The sequence below is a fragment of the Bacillus sp. PPSBB_11 genome (assembly GCF_038023285.1).
Lineage (GTDB): Bacteria > Bacillota > Bacilli > Bacillales > Bacillaceae > Bacillus > Bacillus altitudinis.
Genome location: NZ_CP150633.1, coordinates 1,306,934 through 1,325,762 on the forward strand (window position 1 = coordinate 1,306,934; position 18,829 = coordinate 1,325,762).

16 protein-coding genes are annotated in these 18,829 nt (G+C 42.1%); 10 read left to right on the plus strand and 6 right to left on the minus strand.

The features are described from left to right. The first annotated feature begins 178 nt into the window (after window positions 1-178). From V7L95_RS06615 to V7L95_RS06625, 3 genes are all read left to right on the plus strand, one after another. Window positions 179-1,663 carry a lipase gene (locus tag V7L95_RS06615; protein ID WP_322874451.1) on the plus strand — a complete coding sequence of 495 codons (1,485 nt, stop codon included), beginning with the start codon at window positions 179-181 and terminating at the stop codon, window positions 1,661-1,663. Window positions 1,664-1,675: 12 nt separating this feature from the next. Further along, window positions 1,676-2,086 (plus strand): hypothetical protein, encoded by a 411-nt coding sequence (locus tag V7L95_RS06620; RefSeq protein ID WP_024720438.1) that lies wholly within the window; start codon window positions 1,676-1,678, stop codon window positions 2,084-2,086. A gap of 82 nt (window positions 2,087-2,168) precedes the next feature. Next, on the plus strand, window positions 2,169-3,845 hold the full coding sequence (locus V7L95_RS06625; protein ID WP_099496966.1) for a hypothetical protein: 1,677 nt from the start codon (window positions 2,169-2,171) through the stop codon (window positions 3,843-3,845). Between the two features lie 15 nt (window positions 3,846-3,860). Here the strand turns inward: V7L95_RS06625 and V7L95_RS06630 are convergent, their stop codons facing one another. Then, window positions 3,861-4,760 (minus strand): LysR family transcriptional regulator, encoded by a 900-nt coding sequence (locus V7L95_RS06630; protein WP_017359912.1) that lies wholly within the window; start codon window positions 4,758-4,760, stop codon window positions 3,861-3,863. A 172-nt stretch (window positions 4,761-4,932) separates the two neighbouring features. On the opposite strand from V7L95_RS06630, the gene V7L95_RS06635 reads away from it, so the two are divergent. The 7 genes from V7L95_RS06635 (at window position 4,933) to V7L95_RS06665 (ending at window position 14,527) form a co-directional block, all read left to right on the plus strand. After that, window positions 4,933-5,928, plus strand: coding sequence for a LacI family DNA-binding transcriptional regulator (locus V7L95_RS06635; protein ID WP_060781579.1), 996 nt, complete (start codon window positions 4,933-4,935; stop codon window positions 5,926-5,928). Window positions 5,929-6,100: 172 nt separating this feature from the next. Continuing rightward, window positions 6,101-7,366, plus strand: a complete 1,266-nt coding sequence (locus V7L95_RS06640) for an extracellular solute-binding protein (protein ID WP_008347347.1) — start codon at window positions 6,101-6,103, stop codon at window positions 7,364-7,366. A 145-nt stretch (window positions 7,367-7,511) separates the two neighbouring features. Then, window positions 7,512-8,750 carry a sugar ABC transporter permease gene (locus tag V7L95_RS06645; RefSeq protein ID WP_045033662.1) on the plus strand — a complete coding sequence of 413 codons (1,239 nt, stop codon included), beginning with the start codon at window positions 7,512-7,514 and terminating at the stop codon, window positions 8,748-8,750. 1 nt (window position 8,751) lies between these two features. Next, the gene (locus V7L95_RS06650; protein ID WP_007497274.1) at window positions 8,752-9,594 is read left to right on the plus strand and encodes a sugar ABC transporter permease; all 843 of its coding nucleotides are present in this window, start codon (window positions 8,752-8,754) and stop codon (window positions 9,592-9,594) included. A gap of 11 nt (window positions 9,595-9,605) precedes the next feature. Further along, window positions 9,606-10,814 carry a glycosyl hydrolase 53 family protein gene (locus V7L95_RS06655; protein WP_060781581.1) on the plus strand — a complete coding sequence of 403 codons (1,209 nt, stop codon included), beginning with the start codon at window positions 9,606-9,608 and terminating at the stop codon, window positions 10,812-10,814. A gap of 23 nt (window positions 10,815-10,837) precedes the next feature. Continuing rightward, the gene (locus tag V7L95_RS06660) at window positions 10,838-12,904 is read left to right on the plus strand and encodes a beta-galactosidase (protein WP_340968570.1); all 2,067 of its coding nucleotides are present in this window, start codon (window positions 10,838-10,840) and stop codon (window positions 12,902-12,904) included. Window positions 12,905-13,198: 294 nt separating this feature from the next. Further along, window positions 13,199-14,527, plus strand: coding sequence for a citrate:proton symporter (locus tag V7L95_RS06665; protein WP_024720446.1), 1,329 nt, complete (start codon window positions 13,199-13,201; stop codon window positions 14,525-14,527). A gap of 43 nt (window positions 14,528-14,570) precedes the next feature. Here V7L95_RS06665 and V7L95_RS06670 read toward each other — a convergent pair whose 3' ends face one another. From V7L95_RS06670 to V7L95_RS06690, 5 genes are all read right to left on the minus strand, one after another. Continuing rightward, window positions 14,571-14,999: a DUF4064 domain-containing protein gene (locus V7L95_RS06670; protein ID WP_007497283.1), complete on the minus strand. Its 429-nt coding sequence runs from the start codon at window positions 14,997-14,999 to the stop codon at window positions 14,571-14,573. 26 nt (window positions 15,000-15,025) lie between these two features. Continuing rightward, on the minus strand, window positions 15,026-15,976 hold the full coding sequence (locus V7L95_RS06675; protein WP_035390029.1) for an ABC transporter permease subunit: 951 nt from the start codon (window positions 15,974-15,976) through the stop codon (window positions 15,026-15,028). Beyond that, complete coding sequence (locus tag V7L95_RS06680; protein WP_080934071.1) at window positions 15,973-16,902, minus strand: ABC transporter ATP-binding protein; 930 nt, start codon at window positions 16,900-16,902, stop codon at window positions 15,973-15,975. The genes V7L95_RS06675 and V7L95_RS06680 overlap by 4 nt, the downstream gene beginning before the upstream one ends. A 328-nt stretch (window positions 16,903-17,230) precedes the next feature. Continuing rightward, the gene (locus V7L95_RS06685) at window positions 17,231-17,569 is read right to left on the minus strand and encodes a zinc ribbon domain-containing protein YjdM (protein WP_017359922.1); all 339 of its coding nucleotides are present in this window, start codon (window positions 17,567-17,569) and stop codon (window positions 17,231-17,233) included. A gap of 91 nt (window positions 17,570-17,660) precedes the next feature. Beyond that, the gene (locus V7L95_RS06690) at window positions 17,661-18,800 is read right to left on the minus strand and encodes a glycerate kinase (RefSeq protein ID WP_008347364.1); all 1,140 of its coding nucleotides are present in this window, start codon (window positions 18,798-18,800) and stop codon (window positions 17,661-17,663) included. Window positions 18,801-18,829: the final 29 nt, after the last annotated feature.

Consider the following 18,829-nt stretch of genomic DNA (forward strand, 5'->3'; position numbering starts at 1 on the left):
CCGATGTGATTTTATCCTTCACTGGGTTGAGCAGCTCTGGATCACTTAACACAAGAAGGTGTGCAGAAAAAATATCCACCTTCAAATATTTTATTAATAGATTTTCTCGCTCATATTATAGATATTTAATATACTTTAAATTATAATATTCATGATAAATATTACAGGAGTGACAATTTTGTCTAAAAATAGATCACACTTTCAACTTAGCGACAAAGACTATAATTTTATTTCGAATGCATCTTATAAAATAGATAATTATAAAAAATATAGTGACATAGCTATAAGCCAGGACAGGAAATTGTATGTTATTGACTATAAAGAAACAGAAAAAGGACTTAACGCATTGACTCTCGTTTCAACGGATGACTATATTAGATCCGGTAAAGGAAGAGACCTCACAAAAATCAAAAACGCCGTCATCGCCTACCGCGGGTCAGAACCAATTGGTGCAGGCCAATATAAAGATACCATTAAAAAACATGGAAAAAAAGAGTCAGATGATCTTCTTTCTACCATTTTGACAAAGCTGCCTCCTTTTAGCCAGTCAGAGACGTCAAAGGAAGTCACGACGAAGATGACGACAGGGACAACGACCTATACAAATGAGATTGTACAAGATTGGTTGATTTCAGATACGAAGTATTTGATTAAAAATATCCCTTTTGAACACGGCGCAGAGAATCAAATGGTGCAGGCGGACCGGTATGCAAAAGAGATCCATAAGAAAATGCCGAATGCGAAGATGTATGTGACAGGGCATTCACTTGGCGGGTCAAATGCTTCTTATGTTCTTGTCAAAAATGATTTTATTAAAGGCGGGGTCACCTTTGAGAATCCGAATATTTACCCAAATCTATCGGATGGTCTGCAAGCCAAAGCATTAAAAGGTGATTACCGCAATAGATTAACAGAATATATCAATCTCAATGACGGGCTATCTCTCTTAAATCGTCATACGACAGAAATCGGTCGTGTGAAAGTGATGTATGATACCGCTTTACCTGAAGGCGTCGATTACACTGAGGACTCCTCAAAAGCCGTCCAATTTATGAAAAATCTCCTCAATCGGGCAATGAGTGTGAATCCTTCACTTGATGCGAATTTATTTCTTGAAGCCCTCGCCGGCAGCCATGGCTTAGACCGGTATTCCTTTTCGTCAGATGGCTCCGTTCAAACCATTGATGATATGTTGAGAAAAAACCCTTCTCTCACTGCCGCCATGTTACATCAATTGAGCCAATCAAATGTTCACCCGCAAAGTGTGGTAGCGATTTTAATCAAGTCGCATGTTCTTATGAACACAGGTCGTACATTCTCCACATATGCCGAGCACCATATGCAGCAAATCATTCGCAAAATTGAGAAACTCGATGACAAAGTGGATCAATCAGTGGAACGCGTTCGTTCAAGATACAAACAAATTGTCGGTTTTGGCTCGTATGATCAGCTGACGGCTTCAGATGTGGATGCTGTCATTCGCCACTTAAAAACAGAGGGTCTTGACAATGAGTTCTATTCAGTTAAAAAGTATGATGCAGCGATTGATCATGCGATGGATATGAAAAGGTGGATGGACTCAATATCAGATGATATGAGCCAGCTAGGAAAACAATACCACGATGCAGATACAACCCTTGCCAAGAATATGGGTATTTCTTAAGGAGTACGACAAATGGAATTTTCAAAGAAACAACCAACAGACGCAGATCGTTTTTTGCAGAGAGTCACAGATACGCATACATCTAGCTCCATCTTCTCTCAAGCAAACTTTAACACGGAAGATATGACACCAGCAGAGCTGGCTGCTTTGAAGGCAAAGATCAAGGAAGAACAGAAAACAGCGCTGATCAGAGCCATCCGGCATCAACTTCAAAATGAATTTGCAGAGGATCGTCAAGAAGCCAAAAAAATAGTAGATCTGATTGATGACCTTCTGATTAACGTGTACAAACATCAAAGGAACATCCAAACCCATATGTCAGGTGAAGCCATTGACGCCTTAATCGAAAAAATTGAAAAAAGACTCACATTTTTTGAGCTGAAAGAAGATGTTCAATCCGCCATCGACTCGATCGGCATTTAAATGAACCTGCCATCCGGTGAATCTTTTCCCCGTCTCACTCGTATATACTAAAAGAGTGATTGATTTGAAAGGAGATCTGTTTGTGGGATATATGTTGTTATTTTCGGTTGTGATCGGTCTTGTCCTGACCCTTTTGCTCACACCACTCAGGTTAATCGTTAGAAAAAAAGGGACTGAACAACAGGTGCCGCTTATGTGGATTGCGGGACTTGCCCTGCTGTTTATCATCGGGATTTTCGGCTTCTACTACATCACCAATTTAGACCGCAACCCATCATCACTGTGGCTCATTGGACTTGTTGTGACAGCAGCAGGTGCCTTTTTATCAGTGGGATTGGAGCGGAAGATCAAGGGCGTTTTATTTCTCATATTATTGTTGCTCGGTGTTTATATGGCAACCGCTTTTCTATTCAATGCAAATGAGAAATTCGACGTGTCTAAGATGGATCAAAAAGTCGAAATCAAAGCGTTTGATGAGACAGAAACACCTGCGAGTGTACCACCGCAATTTGCTCGCAATAAGATGAAGAAATCGTTCGGACAGGTGCCAAACACGAGCTACTACGAGCTGGGTAGCTTGCAAATTCAGAAGGTCAATGGTGAGTATGTGTATATCGCTCCCGTCGAGTTCTCCGATTTCTTTAAATGGATTCGTTCTGGTAGCACACCGGGTTACTTTACATTAAGTGCGACCGACTCATCTGCCAATCCAAAGTTTGTGAAAACCGAGATGGTCTATACGCCTTCTTCCTATTTCAATAAGGAAATTGAGCGGCATATCCGTCTTCAGTACCCAGATTTGATTTTCTATGGAGACACGCAGCTAGAGATCAATGATGATGGCAAGCCTTATTACATCCAAACATTTGGGGATTTCATCACTGCACGAAACGGGTTTAAAGCTTCAGGTGTGGTTGTTGTGGATGCCAAAACAGGTGAAACGAAGAAATACGCCTTAGACAAAGTACCAGCCTTTATTGATGGCGCTGTTTCGCCAGAGGCTGTCAGTCTGCAGAATAGTTACTTCGGCAACTATGTACATGGTTTCTGGAACAGCCTCTTTGGAAAATCAGATGTGAAGCTGCCTTCTGATGAGGGGACTGAAGCCAATGTAAGTCCGGTGTTTGATTCAAAAGGGGATATGTATTACTTCACAGATTTCACGAGTCCAAAAGAGGGCGTTGATTCCATGCTCGGGTATGCACTAACAAATGCCCGAACAGGAAAAGCCACGTATTATACGGGTAATCTTGAAGAATCCTACATGGATTCACAAGGAGCTTTGCAAATTATTGAGAAACGATTTATCGAGAAGAAATGGAAGGGCCGCATGCCGATTCTTTATAATTTCTACGGGGAAGCCAGCTGGCTTACACCTGTTCTCGATTCAAACGGGTTCCTGCAAAACTACTTTATTGTTTCGGCAGCCAATCCTGAGATCGCCGCATACGCTTCTACACCAAATGAAGCACTAAGAGCCTATAAAACAGCTCTTCAAAAAGGCGGTGGTACCGTCAATAGTTCATCAAAGCAAGAAAAGAAAGAGTCAACAGGTAAAGTGAAAAGGGTGTATAAGGAAAAGACCGGTGATTATACAACCGTCACCTTCTTACTAGACGATGGGAAAAACTACACGATGTCTTCTGAAAAAGAGCCTCTTATTATTTATTTAAAAGAAGGGGATCAAGTCATCATGAAGTACACAGATACAGGTGAGATTTTCCTACCAGTCGATGAAATCAACATCAAAGGATTATAAAAAAAGACGTTTCTCCTACTGCGGAGAAGCGTCTTTTCTCTCTTTTCTCAACAACTCAACAAGCAATTCCTTATTCTTATTCCCACCTGTCATCGGGGATTCAACATAGGAAAATGTCCGTTTAAAGTCCATTCCCCTCACAGAAATGACAGCCAATTCCCCTCCAATGCTGCCCCGCTGGAGGACATATTTAGATAAAACAGACAGCCCCATTCCATGAATGACAGCTTCTTTAATCGCTTGATTGCTGCTAAATGTCACAAAGGTCCGCGCTTTCAGTCCATTTGATTTCAGGACGTGCTGTAAGTATTCTCCTGTCCCAGATCCTTCTTCTCTTGTGATCCATGTTTCATTTTGCAATTGATCAATGGTGACATCCTTTTTCTTTGCAAACGGATGGTCTAATGGGGCAACGATATACAGTTCATCCTCTAGAAACGTTTCTACAGAGAGTTCTTTGTCATTGGTTTGTCCTTCAATCAGTCCGATGTCGACATGGAACAACCGAACATGTCTAGCGATCGCCTCTGTATTATCAATGACTACCTCAATATCAACATGCGGATAGAGCTGATGAAATTGTGCCAAAATTTGCGGCAGCACATACTCCCCAATGGTAAAACTCGCTCCAATCGTGAGCTTCCCTCGTGCCAGATGATGATGCTCATAAATATCCTGCTTCGCCTGTTCATATAAACGAATGATTTGTTTTGATCGATGGTACAGCATATCCCCAGTTGGCGTCACCGTTAATTGCTTTGGCGAACGATTGAGCAGAACCGTCTGAAATTCCTGCTCCAAGTTCTTAATGTGAAGACTGACACTCGGTTGAGAAATCCGTAGCTTCTGAGCTGCTTTTGTAAAGTTTTTCTCTTCTACCACTGTCACAAATGTCTTCAGTGCATCATAATACATCTGTCCCTCTCCTATCAGAAATCTTAATCCTACATCTTCAATACATATATCTTACTAATTCCTTTCGAGATCGTAAAGAACAGTCTAAACGCAATCAATTTAATAAAAATATTTACTAATATTTTTAAAGACTCTATACTGAAAGGAGATATTTTCTATAGGAGGTGCTGACTTGGCAGCTAAAATAAAGGACATTGCGGAAAAAGCCGGATTATCCATCGCTACCGTGTCTCGCGTATTGAACCAAGATCCCAACCTATCTGTTACGGATCAAACACGTGAGAGAGTATATGCGGCAGCAGAAGCTTTGTCCTATCAAAAAAAGACATTCAAACATTCACTAAAAAAAATTGCCTTTCTCTATTGGATGACTGAAAAAGAAGAGCTTGAAGATATTTATTTTAAATCCATTCGTCTAGGCATCGAGGAACTCACCAATACCCGAAGCTTAAATGTTACCGCTTACAACCCATCTGATGGTCTTCATTCTATTGATCCTTCTACAGAAGGCATCATCGCCATCGGTCGATTTAAAAAAACTGAGCTGGATCAATTATATGCGATCACAAAACATATCGTCTTTATTGATACATCACCAGATGAAGACCGCTTTGATTCTGTAAAACCAAACCTGAAACGAATTGTAGAAAAGATTATTGATTCTTTTATCGAAAAACAGCACACATCCATCGGATTTATTGGCGGGACAGATCTTGATCTCAATACAAATAGGCGGATTCCAGATATTCGTGAAACGACCTTCCGCCAGTACATGACAGCACACAACAAACTGGATGAACAATTGGTCTATATCGGTCACCACTTCTCTGTAGATGAAGGCTATTCATTGATGATGAAGGCGATCGACGAGCTCGGTGATCACCTGCCAACCGCTTTTTGTGTCGCAAGTGATCCTCTTGCGATAGGCTGTTTACAAGCATTAAATGAACGCGGTTTTTCTTTACCAAATCGAGTGAGTGTCTTTAGTATCAACGATATTCACGTCTCTCAATATGTGTCACCACCGCTCACAACTTATCACATCCATACCTCTTTACTTTGCGAAACAGCTGTCGATTTACTTTTAGAAAGACTTGTTGATGGCAGAACATTACCAAAAACCGTGCTGATTGCCTCAGAACCTGTCTTTCGGAAAAGCACGATATAAACAGCTGGAAGGCCTGCCGTATATGGTGGGCTTCTTTTCTCTTTATTTCAGTAAAAAATTTTACTTAATAAATTTAATAAAATGTGTTTACTTTTTTTACTCAAGTTGATATTCTCACATTAAGAAAGCGTTTTCTTATCATCTGTGAAAAAAGAACGAGAGGGGATTACGAATGAAAAAGGGAAAATGGGCGACATTATCGGCAGTCGTTGGTACTGCTGTGCTTCTGCTGTCAGCATGCGGACCAGGAGATGACAATTCAAGCGGTACACAGCCGGCATCTACAGGTACAAAGACCTTGCTAGTGTGGGAGGATGTCAAAAAGTCTGATGGGATTCAAGACGCTGTCAAAGAATTTGAAAAACAAAACGACGTGAAAGTCAAAGTAGTCGAAAAAGCATATGCCGACCAAATTGAAGCGCTTCGTCTTGATGGCGCAGCCGGCACTGGTCCAGATGTCATCACCATGCCTCACGACCAAATTGGATCAGCTGTCACAGAGGGATTGTTACAAGAAATCAAACCAGATCAAAAAGTAATCAATTCCTTCACAGACGAATCGATTCAATCACAAACGGTAGATGGTAAGCTGTATGGCCTGCCAAAATCCGTTGAAACCACTGTGCTTTTCTATAACAAAGACCTTGTGAAAAAGGCACCAACGACACTCGATGGCTGGTATGACCTTTCGAAAAAGCTGACAAAGGACGGGAAATACGGTTTTGTTGCGAAGTGGGATGAAATTTACTACGCACAAAGTGTATTAGGCGGTTCAGGTGGCTATATTTTCAAACAGAAAAACGATGGGTCTTATGACGTCAATGATATTGGTCTTAATAACGATGGTGCCATCGAAGGCGGAAAATACATTCAGACATTCTTTAGCGAAGGACTTTTCCCGAAAGGCATCATTGGTGAGCAAGGAATCAATGTCCTCAATTCCTTATTCACTGAGAAAAAGGCTGCGGCTGTGATTTCTGGTCCATGGTCATTTGGTCCTTATAAAGAAGCGGGTATCGACTATGGCGTAACGGAACTGCCAACACTCCCTAACGGAAAACATATGAGCTCGTTCTTAGGTGTAAAGAGCTACAACGTCTCCTCTTATTCTAAAAATAAAGAACTTGCCGAGAAATTTGTTGAGTTTATCACGAACGAAAAAAATTCGAAAAAGCGCTTTGAAGTCACAGAGGAAATTCCACCAGTGAAAAAGCTGATGAAAGACCCAGTGATTACTGAAAACGCAAATGCGGATGCTGTTTCAAAGCAAACGAAATATGCCACGCTGACACCGAACAATCCAGAAATGGCAGAGGTGTGGAAGCCGATTGACAGTGCATTAGGACTGATTGCGACCGGCCGTACCGATGTGAAAAAGGCATTTGATGATGCGGTTAAACAAATCGACTCGCAAATTAAAGCGAATCACTCCAAATAAACATCAAGCGCAGGTAGCTGTTCATCTATCATGCTGCCTGCACTTGATCTAATTTCATATGAAGTAGGTGTTAGACGTGACGGGTAACCTTGAACTAGACCGCACACACATAGTGGAATCAAAGACACACCGGAGACGGGCGCTAATGTTCTCTCTTATACCCGGGATGGGGCAAATATACAACAAACAGTATGGCAAAGGGGCACTCTTTTTCCTGTTTGGCGTTTCTTTTCTACTTGTGTTTTATGATTTATTCAATATTGGCTTCTGGGGGCTGTTCACACTTGGTACGATGCTGCCTCGTGACAACTCTGTTTTCCTTTTAGCAAAAGGAATTATTGCACTTTTAACAGCTGGATTTGGCATCGGTTTTTATGTACTCATGATACGAGATGCATTTATGAACGGAAAGAAACGTGATCAAGGGGTTCCGCTTCATTCCATCCGTGCTCAATACCATCAGCTCATCGACCAAGGCTTTCCTTACTTAATGAGCACTCCTGCTTTCTTTTTACTTCTATTCTCTGTTGTCTTTCCTATTATGTTCAGCTTTGCGCTGGCCTTTACAAACTATGATTTATACCACTCGCCTCCTGCCAATCTCATTGATTGGGTAGGCATCAAAAACTTTCAAAATATCTTTTCAATCGATATTTGGAGAGACACATTCATTGATGTACTAGGCTGGACGGTCGTATGGACGTTGGCTGCATCGACCCTTCAATGTGCTGTCGGCATTTTCCTAGCGGTTCTGCTCAATCAAAAAGATTTAAAAGGAAAACGGTTTTTCAGAACGATTTTGATTCTGCCGTGGGCTGTTCCAGGATTTGTGACCATTTTGGTGTTTGCTGGATTGTTTAACGACACGTTTGGTGCGATCAACAATACCCTTTTTGCATCGATTGGAATTGATCCAAAACCATGGCTGACAGATCCATTTTGGAGCAAAATCGCTCTTATTGCGATGCAGACTTGGCTTGGTTTTCCTTTTGTGTTCATTATGACAACCGGCGTTTTACAGGCCATTCCTGAAGATTTATACGAGGCTGCAACCATTGATGGGGCAAATTTCTTTCAGAAATTCCGTTCCATTACATTACCGCTTGTCCTCTATTCAATTGCACCTATATTAATCACGCAATATACGTTTAACTTTAACAACTTTAATATCATCTACTTATTTAATGGCGGAGGACCGCCTGTGGCTGGCTCAACTGCTGGGGGAACGGACATCTTGGTGTCTTGGATTTACAAACTGACGATGCAATCTTCTCAATATGCACTCGCTGCCGCTGTTACGATCTTACTGTCGATCTTCGTCATTGCCATTGCACTTTGGCAGTTTAAGAGAACGAATTCATTTAAAGAGGAGGACATGATGTGATATGGGATCAAAACAAAATAAGCTCATTCGCCTGAGTATCACTTATTTCATCCTTTTCATCGCCTCCGTATGTATTCTATATCCACTCCTTTGGACGATCGGTGCTTCCTTTAATCCCGGGAATAGCCTGATGAGCACAAGCATGTTTCCGAAGAATCCAACGTTCAGCCACTTTACAGAACTCTTCTTCGGTCAGGGAGCACTTTATGCAAAATGGTATTGGAACTCAATGAAAATCAGTATTGCGACTATGCTCTTAACGTTGATACTTGTCAGCTTTACAGGTTATGCCTTTTCCAGGTTCCGATTCAAAGGACGCAAGAATGGACTGATGCTCTTTTTGCTGCTGCAAATGATTCCTCAATTTTCAGCGCTGATTGCCATTTTTGTATTGGCTCAAATGCTTGGACTCATTAACAGCCATCTTGCATTGATTTTGATTTATGCAGGCGGACAAATTCCGATGAATACGTATTTAATGAAAGGCTATCTTGATGCGATTCCAAAGGATCTTGATGAATCAGCCAGAATGGATGGCGCAGGGCATTTCCGGATTTTCATCCAAATTATTATGCCGCTTGCCAAGCCGATTTTAGCCGTTGTTGCCATCAACTCATTTACAGGACCGCTGGGTGATTTCATCATCTCCAGTGTCATTGTCCGTTCACCCGAAATGTATACGCTCCCAATTGGTCTATACAATCTTGTATCAGACAAAATGGGTGCCAGCTACACGACCTTTGCAGCCGGGGCTTTACTCATTGCGATTCCAGTTGCTTTATTGTTTCTTGTTTTACAAAAACAATTTGTATCCGGCCTCACACAAGGCGGGACAAAAGGATAAGGGGAGATTTGATGAAGAAATGGTTGCTTGTCACTGTTGTCGTTTTCTTTCTGATGGGGTTAGGTATTCTGCCTGAAGCAAAGGCTGATACGATTTCGGTGAAACCGATCAATGGATTGCAAGGTGATTTCATCAAAGGAGCCGATATCTCCATGCTCGCAGAAGTGGAGCGAAGCGGCGGCAAATACTACAACCAAAACTGGCAGCAGGTTGATCCGCTCAAGCTATTAAAAGAGAAAGGTGTCAACTATGTGCGCATCAGACTCTGGAACCATCCATACGACAACCAAGGCCGTGCCTATAACGGCGGGACAAACGATTTAAATACCGCCATTGCTCTATCGAAACGTGCAAAAGCACAAAACATGAAAGTGCTGCTTGATTTTCACTACAGTGATTTCTGGACCGATCCCGGTAAACAGTTCAAACCGAAAGCTTGGACCAATCTCTCCCAAAGCGATCTAGAAAAAGCGGTTGGCACTTACACAAGCGATGTACTTAAAGCGATGAAAGCACAAAATGCCCTACCAAATATGGTACAGGTCGGGAATGAATTGAATTCAGGTATGCTTTGGCCGAACGGAAAGAGCTGGGGTGAAGGCGGCGGTGAATTTGACCGGCTCGCTGCTTTGCTAAAAGCGGGAACAAATGCGGTCCGCTCTGTCGATTCAAACATCAAAATCATGCTTCACCTTGCACATGGAGGGGACAATGGCGCATCTCGCTGGTGGTTTGATGAAATCACCAAACGAGGCGTTTCGTTCGATACGATCGGTTTATCTTACTACCCGTATTGGGACGGGGGATTTAGCGGTCTTACTACCAATATGAATGATATTAGCGCCCGCTATAAAAAAGATGTCATCGTGGTAGAAACCGCCTACGGCTTTACAACAGCAAATGGTGACAACCTCGATAACTCATTTAACCAAGATTCAGTCAATACGGCCGGTTATCCAGCATCACCACAAGGGCAGGCATCTTTTATACGAGATCTATCAGAAAAAATTTCACAAGTGAAAAACAATCGCGGAAAAGGATTCTTTTATTGGGAACCACTTTGGATTCCAGCAAAAGGTGCGCCGTGGTCTAGTCAATACGGGCTCGCTTACATTCAAACAACCGGCACAGTCGGGAATGCTTGGGAAAATCAGGCCATGTTTGATTTCAACGGAAAAGCCCTGCCTTCTCTTGATGTATTTAAACAAATGACACCGTAATTAAACAGATAGGACGTGACAAAATGAGAAAGCGTTACCCACTCGTTCACCCAAATGTGAAAGGCTTTTTGCATGGTGGCGACTATAATCCTGATCAATGGCTTCATATGCCGGAGATCATTGACGAAGATTTTCGATTAATGAAGCTTGCACACTGTCAAACATTCTCTATCAACATTTTCGCTTGGAGCAAGCTCGAGCCAAAAGAAGGGGAATATGATTTTGCCTGGCTGGATGATATCATGGACCGCTTGGCAGCGCAGGGAGCTCACGCCATTCTCGCCACACCAAGCGGAGCAAGACCTGCTTGGCTCTCGCAAACATATCCAGAAGTCTTACGCGTTGAAGCAAACCGCCAGCGCAACTTACACGGACTTCGCCATAATCATTGCTTTACCTCACCAGTTTATCGAGAAAAAACGAATACACTCAATCGTTTGCTTGCTGAACGCTACAAGGACCATCCAGCGCTGATCATGTGGCACATTTCAAATGAATACGGCGGTGAATGTCATTGTGATCTTTGCCAAGAAGCATTTAGAGACTATTTGAAAGACAAATACAACCATGACCTTGAAGCTTTGAATCAAGCATGGTGGACGGGATTTTGGAGCCACACCTTTACCGATTGGTCGCAAATCGAGTCACCAGCACCTCACGGAGAGCACATGATTCATGGCATGAACCTAGATTGGAAGCGTTTTGTCACAGCGCAAACGATCAATTTTTATCAAAATGAAATTGAACCGCTGAGAGAATTAACACCTCATGTGCCAGTAACCACCAATTTTATGGGCGACTATCCGCATATGCGTCCATTCCTTGGACTGGATTATCATCAATTTGCAAAAGAAGTCGACGTGATCTCATGGGATAGCTATCCAGCATGGCATAGCGGCAGAGAATCCACTGCAGAATTAGCGTCAAACGTCGCCTTCGTTCACGATTTGTATCGTTCATTAAAGGGTGGTCAGCCGTTTCTTGTGATGGAAAGCACACCAAGCCTCGTGAACTGGCATGAAGTGAATAAGGTGAAGCATAAAGGAATGGCACAGCTCTCTGCCATGCAGGCGATTGCCCACGGGTCCGACTCCGTCCTTTATTTCCAGTGGAGACAAGGTCGGGGCGCCTCTGAAAAATTCCACGGCGCTGTTGTGGATCATTCAGGACATGAACACACGCGTGTGTTTCAAGAAGTCGCTGATTTAGGAAAACAGCTGGAGCAGCTTCAGCCGATTGCGGGTACATCCGTTCAACCAGAGGTCGCCATCATATATGATTGGGAAAACCATTGGGCAATTGATGATGCGCAAGGCTTAAATAATACCAACAAACGCTATGTAGAGGCTTGCCAAACTCACTATCGTAGTTTCTGGAAAAAGGGCATCCCTGTTGATATTGTCGGGATGGAAAAGGACTTCTCATCCTATCGAGTGCTTGTGGGACCAATGCTCTACATGATCAAACCAGGTGTGGCAGAAAAGATTGAAGCCTTTGTCAAAGAGGGCGGCATTTTTGTAGCAACGTACTGGAGCGGCATTGTTGATGAAAACGACCTCTGTTTCCTCGGTGGTTTCCCTGGCCCTCTCCGCCATGTACTTGGTGTTTGGGCAGAGGAAATCAACACATTGATGCCAGATGAACACGTTTTAATGACCACAGGAAATGGACGCACCTACCATGTCGGACAATATTGCGAATCCATTCACCCAGAATCAGCCTCTGTGTTAGGGCATTTTGAGAATGGCTGCTATGAAGGACAGCCCGCCCTTACTGTCCGTCCATTTGGCAAAGGGAAAGCATACTATATGGCTTCTGAAAATGAGCAAGCGTTTTATGATGATTTTTACGAAGATCTCATCACAGGAATAGGGATAAAGCCGATCCTCTCCTCTTCAATTCCAGAGGGAGTCAGTGTCCAGAAACGAACAGATGGATCGCAGGACTTTGTGTTTATGATGAATTTTACAGAACAGCAACAGAACATTTCACTAGATTCATCGGAAAGCTATGAAAATATGCTGACTGGACAGCATACATCTCAACGGTTACAACTGAATCCTTACGAATACGTTATTTTGAAAAAATAGTGTGAAAGAAGCGTCCATCCAACGGGCGCTTTTTACTTTTTGTTGAATCTAAATACCTATAAAATTTCTCCTGGCAGTAGATTATCAATAGAAGTATTATTTTTTATCTAAATTTTTTGACATATTGAACACCGCACCATGATTGGCCCCGCCATCCTTTTTTACCATTGTATAGGTATGAAAGCGGTTGCCTAATACTCATATTTTTGATACTCTTTTTTTCAATGCAAATGTGGGATTGCATTGGTAAAAAAACAAACAAATGTAAACGGTTTATTGTAGGGGGAGGGGCTTATGTTAACGTTTGTTGGATTGTTGATTATTTTAACGATTGTTGTTTTGCTGATTTGGGGGAAAGCAAGTCCAATTGTCGCCATGGTCATGGTGCCTTTAATAGGGGCGCTCATCGCAGGATTTGGTATCAATGACATTCAAACTTTCTTTGAACAAGGGATTATCAAAGTTTTGCCAGTGGCGACCATGTTTATCTTCGCCATTTTATTTTTTGGCATTTTACAAGATACAGGGTTCTTTGAACCTGTAATTAAAGCGTTAATCAAGCTGACAAAAGGGAATGTTGTCACAGTTGCGATGGGAACTGCCTTGATTGGAGTCATCGCACACTTAGACGGAGCAGGCGCTACAACCTTTTTATTAACTGTACCTGCACTGCTTCCGCTTTATAAAAAATTACATATGAGTCCTTATTTATTGCTATTGTTAATCGGGACGAGTGCTGGATTAACCAATATGATTCCATGGGCTGGCCCCACAGGACGGGCAGCTAGTGTCCTAAATATGGACCCATCTGAACTGTGGGTACCGCTTATTCCCATTCAGCTGATCGGGGTCGTGCTCGTATTAGGAATGGCATTCATTTTAGGAAAAAGAGAAGAAAAACGAATTCGGGTGAAAATCGCGGCAAATGAAATAGCTGCTGTCCAATTAGAAGGCGCCGATTGGGATCGTGCTATTCAATCGATCAGCGAAACAGGCGATGCGTCTTTAAAGCGTTATCACTTAATGTGGGTCAACCTCATTCTATTTTTAGCTGTTGTTGTCCTTCTCGTGCTGAACGTGATTCCTGCTAGTTATATGTTTATGATTGGTCTTTCACTAGCACTTCTGATTAACTTTCCAAATGTGAATGTACAAATGGAGCGAATTAAGGCGCATGCTCCAAGTGCACTAATGATGGCAGCTGTAATTTTCTCCGCAGGTTCTTTTTTAGGAATTCTTGAAGGAACAGGCATGCTGAAGGCAATTGCAGTGGACAGTATTCACATTTTGCCAGCTTTCTTACTGCCATTTTTACATATCATTGTGGGGATATTTGGGGTTCCTCTTGATATGCTGACAAGTACGGATGCCTATTATTATGCACTCTTGCCGATTGTCGAATCGATTACATCAGAGGTTGGTGTGTCAGGGACATCTGCAGCATACGCCATGATGATTGGAAATATCATCGGCACCTTTGTCAGCCCCCTTGCACCTGCTGTATGGCTTGCCATCGGTCTTGCAGGGGTCGATATGGGGAAACATATCCGCTACTCTTTCTTTTGGATGTGGGGGTTCAGTATCGTTTTACTCATCATCGCCAAACTGATTGGCATCATATAAAAAGAAAGACATGCGCAAACCAGCGCATGTCTTTTTCTTTGAATTATGAAGGATATTCACTCGTGTGAATGTCTGTTTTCGGTTTTCTAATCAGTGACATCAATCCAACGATTAGCAACAAGATCATCGGAACGAAAGCAAGACCAACAGTTCCAATTAAAAGAGTCACAGCGGAAACCAAGAAAAGAATACCAGAAAGCACGGCACGGCGGTCTGTTTTCAAAACAATCACACCAACAAGGGCTAAGACAGCCGCAATTGCGGAAACAACCATAAACTGAACGCCAAAGGCATGAACCGATGCCTCGAGTGTTTCAACTGGCAAGGCGCTGCCTTCCTCTTGTAAAATTTCATTCATTTCTTCATAAAATGCTGGGTCCACAGAGAGCATCAATGCCCCAAAACCAACACCAATTACGTTGAGGACAATACTGATAATCCCCATAATTTTTTCACCTTTACGCTTAATCATTGATAGAAACCTCCTAAAAAGTTAAATTAACCTGTTTTTACTTCTCGCTTTTGGAAGACGATTAAAGCAACCGCCAAGAAGATAGCCCAATAAATGACTAGGACCGTTAGTGAGAAACCTAGGGACATGTCTTCGATAAAAGTAGGTGTTTCTGCGAAATACTGTGCAGGATCGTTGGCAAACAATAAATATTTCGCCCAATCAAAGAAGAACATCAAAATGCTTGTGATGGATGCTCCCACAACATAGGCTAATACACTAATCGCTATGGAAATGGCCTCACTTCTAAACACCGTTGAGATGGCAAAAGAAAGTGTCCCTAATACAACAAACATAGCACAATGCGCCAAATAATAAGAGACCATATTTGCAAACTGAGACCGTTCAATGACTTCACCATTTTGATAAGCCAAATACACATAATCATTGTTTAGTCCAAAGAATATCGCACCTAAGATAAAGGATAAGATAAATAGGACAGCGATCAAGAAAAGTGAATATAGTTGAACGGTAAAGTATTTAGACAAAAGAACCTTCAACCTGGATGGCGGACGAATCAGTAATAATTTAATTGTACCATGCTTATATTCAGCCGAAACAATTGTGGCTGCAATAATAATCACAAATACACCGACCAGCTGAAGCAAATTAGCATTTGTTTCCACATAAGTCCATGCATTTTTACCGAATTGATCGGCTGGAGGTAAATCATGTTTGATTCGATACTCATTGATCGCTATTTCGGTTTCAAGGGATCTCTTATAAAAGCTTATATTATCCTCTTTCAATTCTTGCTTCTTTGCTTTATTGATTTCTTGCAACTCAGTTTTCCAATCACCGGATGCTTGATCTCCGTCATTTGTCTTAACAGCAAAAATCAACGTCGCAATCATACCTAAAACAAGAAGCCCAACCATAATCCAAGTACCCACACGATAACTGATTTTCATCCACTCGTTTTGAATGAGGCGAATCATACGTCTGCCTCCTTTTTACCTGTTAAGCTTAAGAACTTATCTTCTAAGGTTTGTTTTTCTATTCTGATTTCGTACAAATGAATAGAAGCCTCGCTCAAATGACGAATCAATTGTGGCATTTTCTCTTCTAGGATGGAGAAGAATAAGTACTGCTCCTCTTCTCTAACTGTGATGCCTTCCTCAAATGCTTTAATGAGCTTTTGAGTTTCTTCTAGCTCACTTGATGCTACTTTCATACGATAGTTGACCAAATCATCCTGCTTCGTCTCTGCACGCTGATCCTCAATCGCAACCAGCTTTCCTTTTTGGATAATGGCGAAACGATCACACATCAATTCCATTTCTGACATGAGGTGACTTGAAACAATGACAGCAAGCCCTTCTTCCTTTGCCAGCCTTCTCAAGTAATCTCGTATCATACGAATTCCCTCTGGATCTAGTCCATTGGTCGGCTCATCTAAGATTAGCAGTTTCGGTTTATGTATCAATGCCTGAGCAATCCCCAAACGCTGCTTCATTCCTAATGAAAACGTACGGACACGCTTATGTTTCACATGCTGCAAACTAACTAGTTCTAGCAGTTCATCAATTCGACCCTCATCCACTTTTCCATTCATTCTGGCAAAATGAACAAGGTTTTGCCTTGCCGTTAAATGATTATACATTTCTGGATTTTCAATAATTGCACCGACATCTTGGATGGCATGCTGATATGAAGTTTGAATACTATGACCATTAATCAGAATGTCACCGGATGTAATGGGAGAAAGACCGACCATCATGCGAATGGTTGTCGTTTTTCCTGCGCCATTCGGCCCTAAGAAGCCAAAGACTTCGCCCGCTTGGACAGAGAAACTCAAGTCTTGAACAATCTTTTTCCCGCGAATATGCCTAGATACATGTTGCAGTTCTAAAACGTTCGTCACGTTACCTCTCCTTCTTTGTCTAAGTATCATCTATCATCTATTTCCTGATAAACACCATGATCCGTCAAAAATAGAAGAACACTTCCATATGGTACAGCAATGCCCAAAAGTTGTGAAGGGGATTAGGCAAAATTTAGAGAATCATCTGCCTTTTTTAAGGTAGGGTTAAGAAAAGCGTGAATTTTTATAAGGAAAGAGGCTTGATTTTTTAAAAAAAGTATCATTTTCAACAGGTACATATGTATGAAATGATGTTTAAGATTATACCTTTCACCTATAAATATCGAAATAAAAAAAAGGCTGATGGTCGACAGCCTCTTTTCATACATTATACTTTCTTCACAAACTCCGATTTTAACTTCATTGCGCCAAAACTAGGAATTTTACAATCAATGTTATGATCGCCTTCGACTAAACGAATCCCTTTGACCTTCGTTCCTATTTTTAAAACCGAAGAAGAACCTTTGACTTTTAAATCTTTAATCACAGTGACCGTGTCACCATCACTTAATAGATTTCCATTCGCATCTTTGACAACAAGCTGTTCCTCTGCCGCTTGTTCTTGTTCTAGCGACCATTCATGCGCACATTCTGGACAAATAAGCATGCTGCCATCCTCGTATGTATAGGTTGAACTGCACGATGGACAATTCGGTAGATTAGACATTTGTGTTTCCTCCAACTTTTTTTCATTTAGAACCATTTTACCACATTTCTATAGAAAGGAATGTGATAGAAAAGGAAACATTTTTCATCATTTACTTATCTCTTCCAAATGTCATGACAGCCGCAATATTCCTTGCTGTTCTCTCTACATACACACTAGCATCATGCATGGCTTCAGCCAGAGTCGTGACGCCAGGGACAATACTAAAAAGTGCATCAATGCCATGATCATGTACGACTGCACTGTCTTTTGAGAGGGACCCAGCGATGCCAATGACAGGGAGTCCATATTGTTTCGCAGCTTTGGCTACACCGATTGGCGTTTTGCCGTAAATGGTCTGCTGATCAATCCGACCTTCCCCTGTAATGACTAGGTCAGCGTCCTTTAGTACGTCAGCAAAATGTACGGCTTTCAGTACAATATCGATTCCCTTTTGCAGATCAGCCTGTAAAAAGCCTAATAAACTCGCGCCCATTCCTCCTGCCGCTCCTGCACCTGCCGCCTCACCAAAGGAGACATGAAGATGCTGCTTAGCCACTTGTGCAAAATGAGATAAATTCTTGTCCAACAGTTGAACCATTTCTGTATCTGCTCCCTTTTGAGGACCGAACACAGCAGACGCTCCTCTTTCACCCGTTAAAGGATTATCCACATCACACGCCACTTCCAGACGGACTGATCGCAATCTTGGATCCAGTCGAGATAGATCAATAGAAGCTAATTGATTCAGTGATCCACCGCCCGGCGTGAGGTCTTGGCCTGCTTTATCGAGAAAAGAAGCACCTAAACCTTGCATCATGCCAACGCCGCCATCATTTGTTGCGCTTCCGCCAAGCCCAATGATTAAATGCTTCGCTCCTTTATCCAGCGCTGCAAGCATTAATTCTCCTGTCCCTCTAGACGTCGTGAATAAGGGGTTCCGTTTTTCTGGCGGGACAAGATGTAATCCTGATGCTGCTGCCATCTCTATGACAGCTGTCTGCCCATCTCCCAACATACCAAAAAAGGCATCTACAGGTTTGCCAAGCGGGCCTGTGACCACTTGCTGGACAATGGTTCCGCCTGTCGCATCCACTAACGATTGAACTGTGCCTTCTCCTCCATCTGCCATTGGGATTTTCATATATTCTGCATATGGCAAAATAGAGCGAAATCCTCGTTCGATGGCACATGCTGTCTCATAAGCAGATAAACTTTCTTTAAATGAATCTGGTGCGATCACAATTTTCATCCAAAAACCCCTCGTTTCTCATTAAGTCC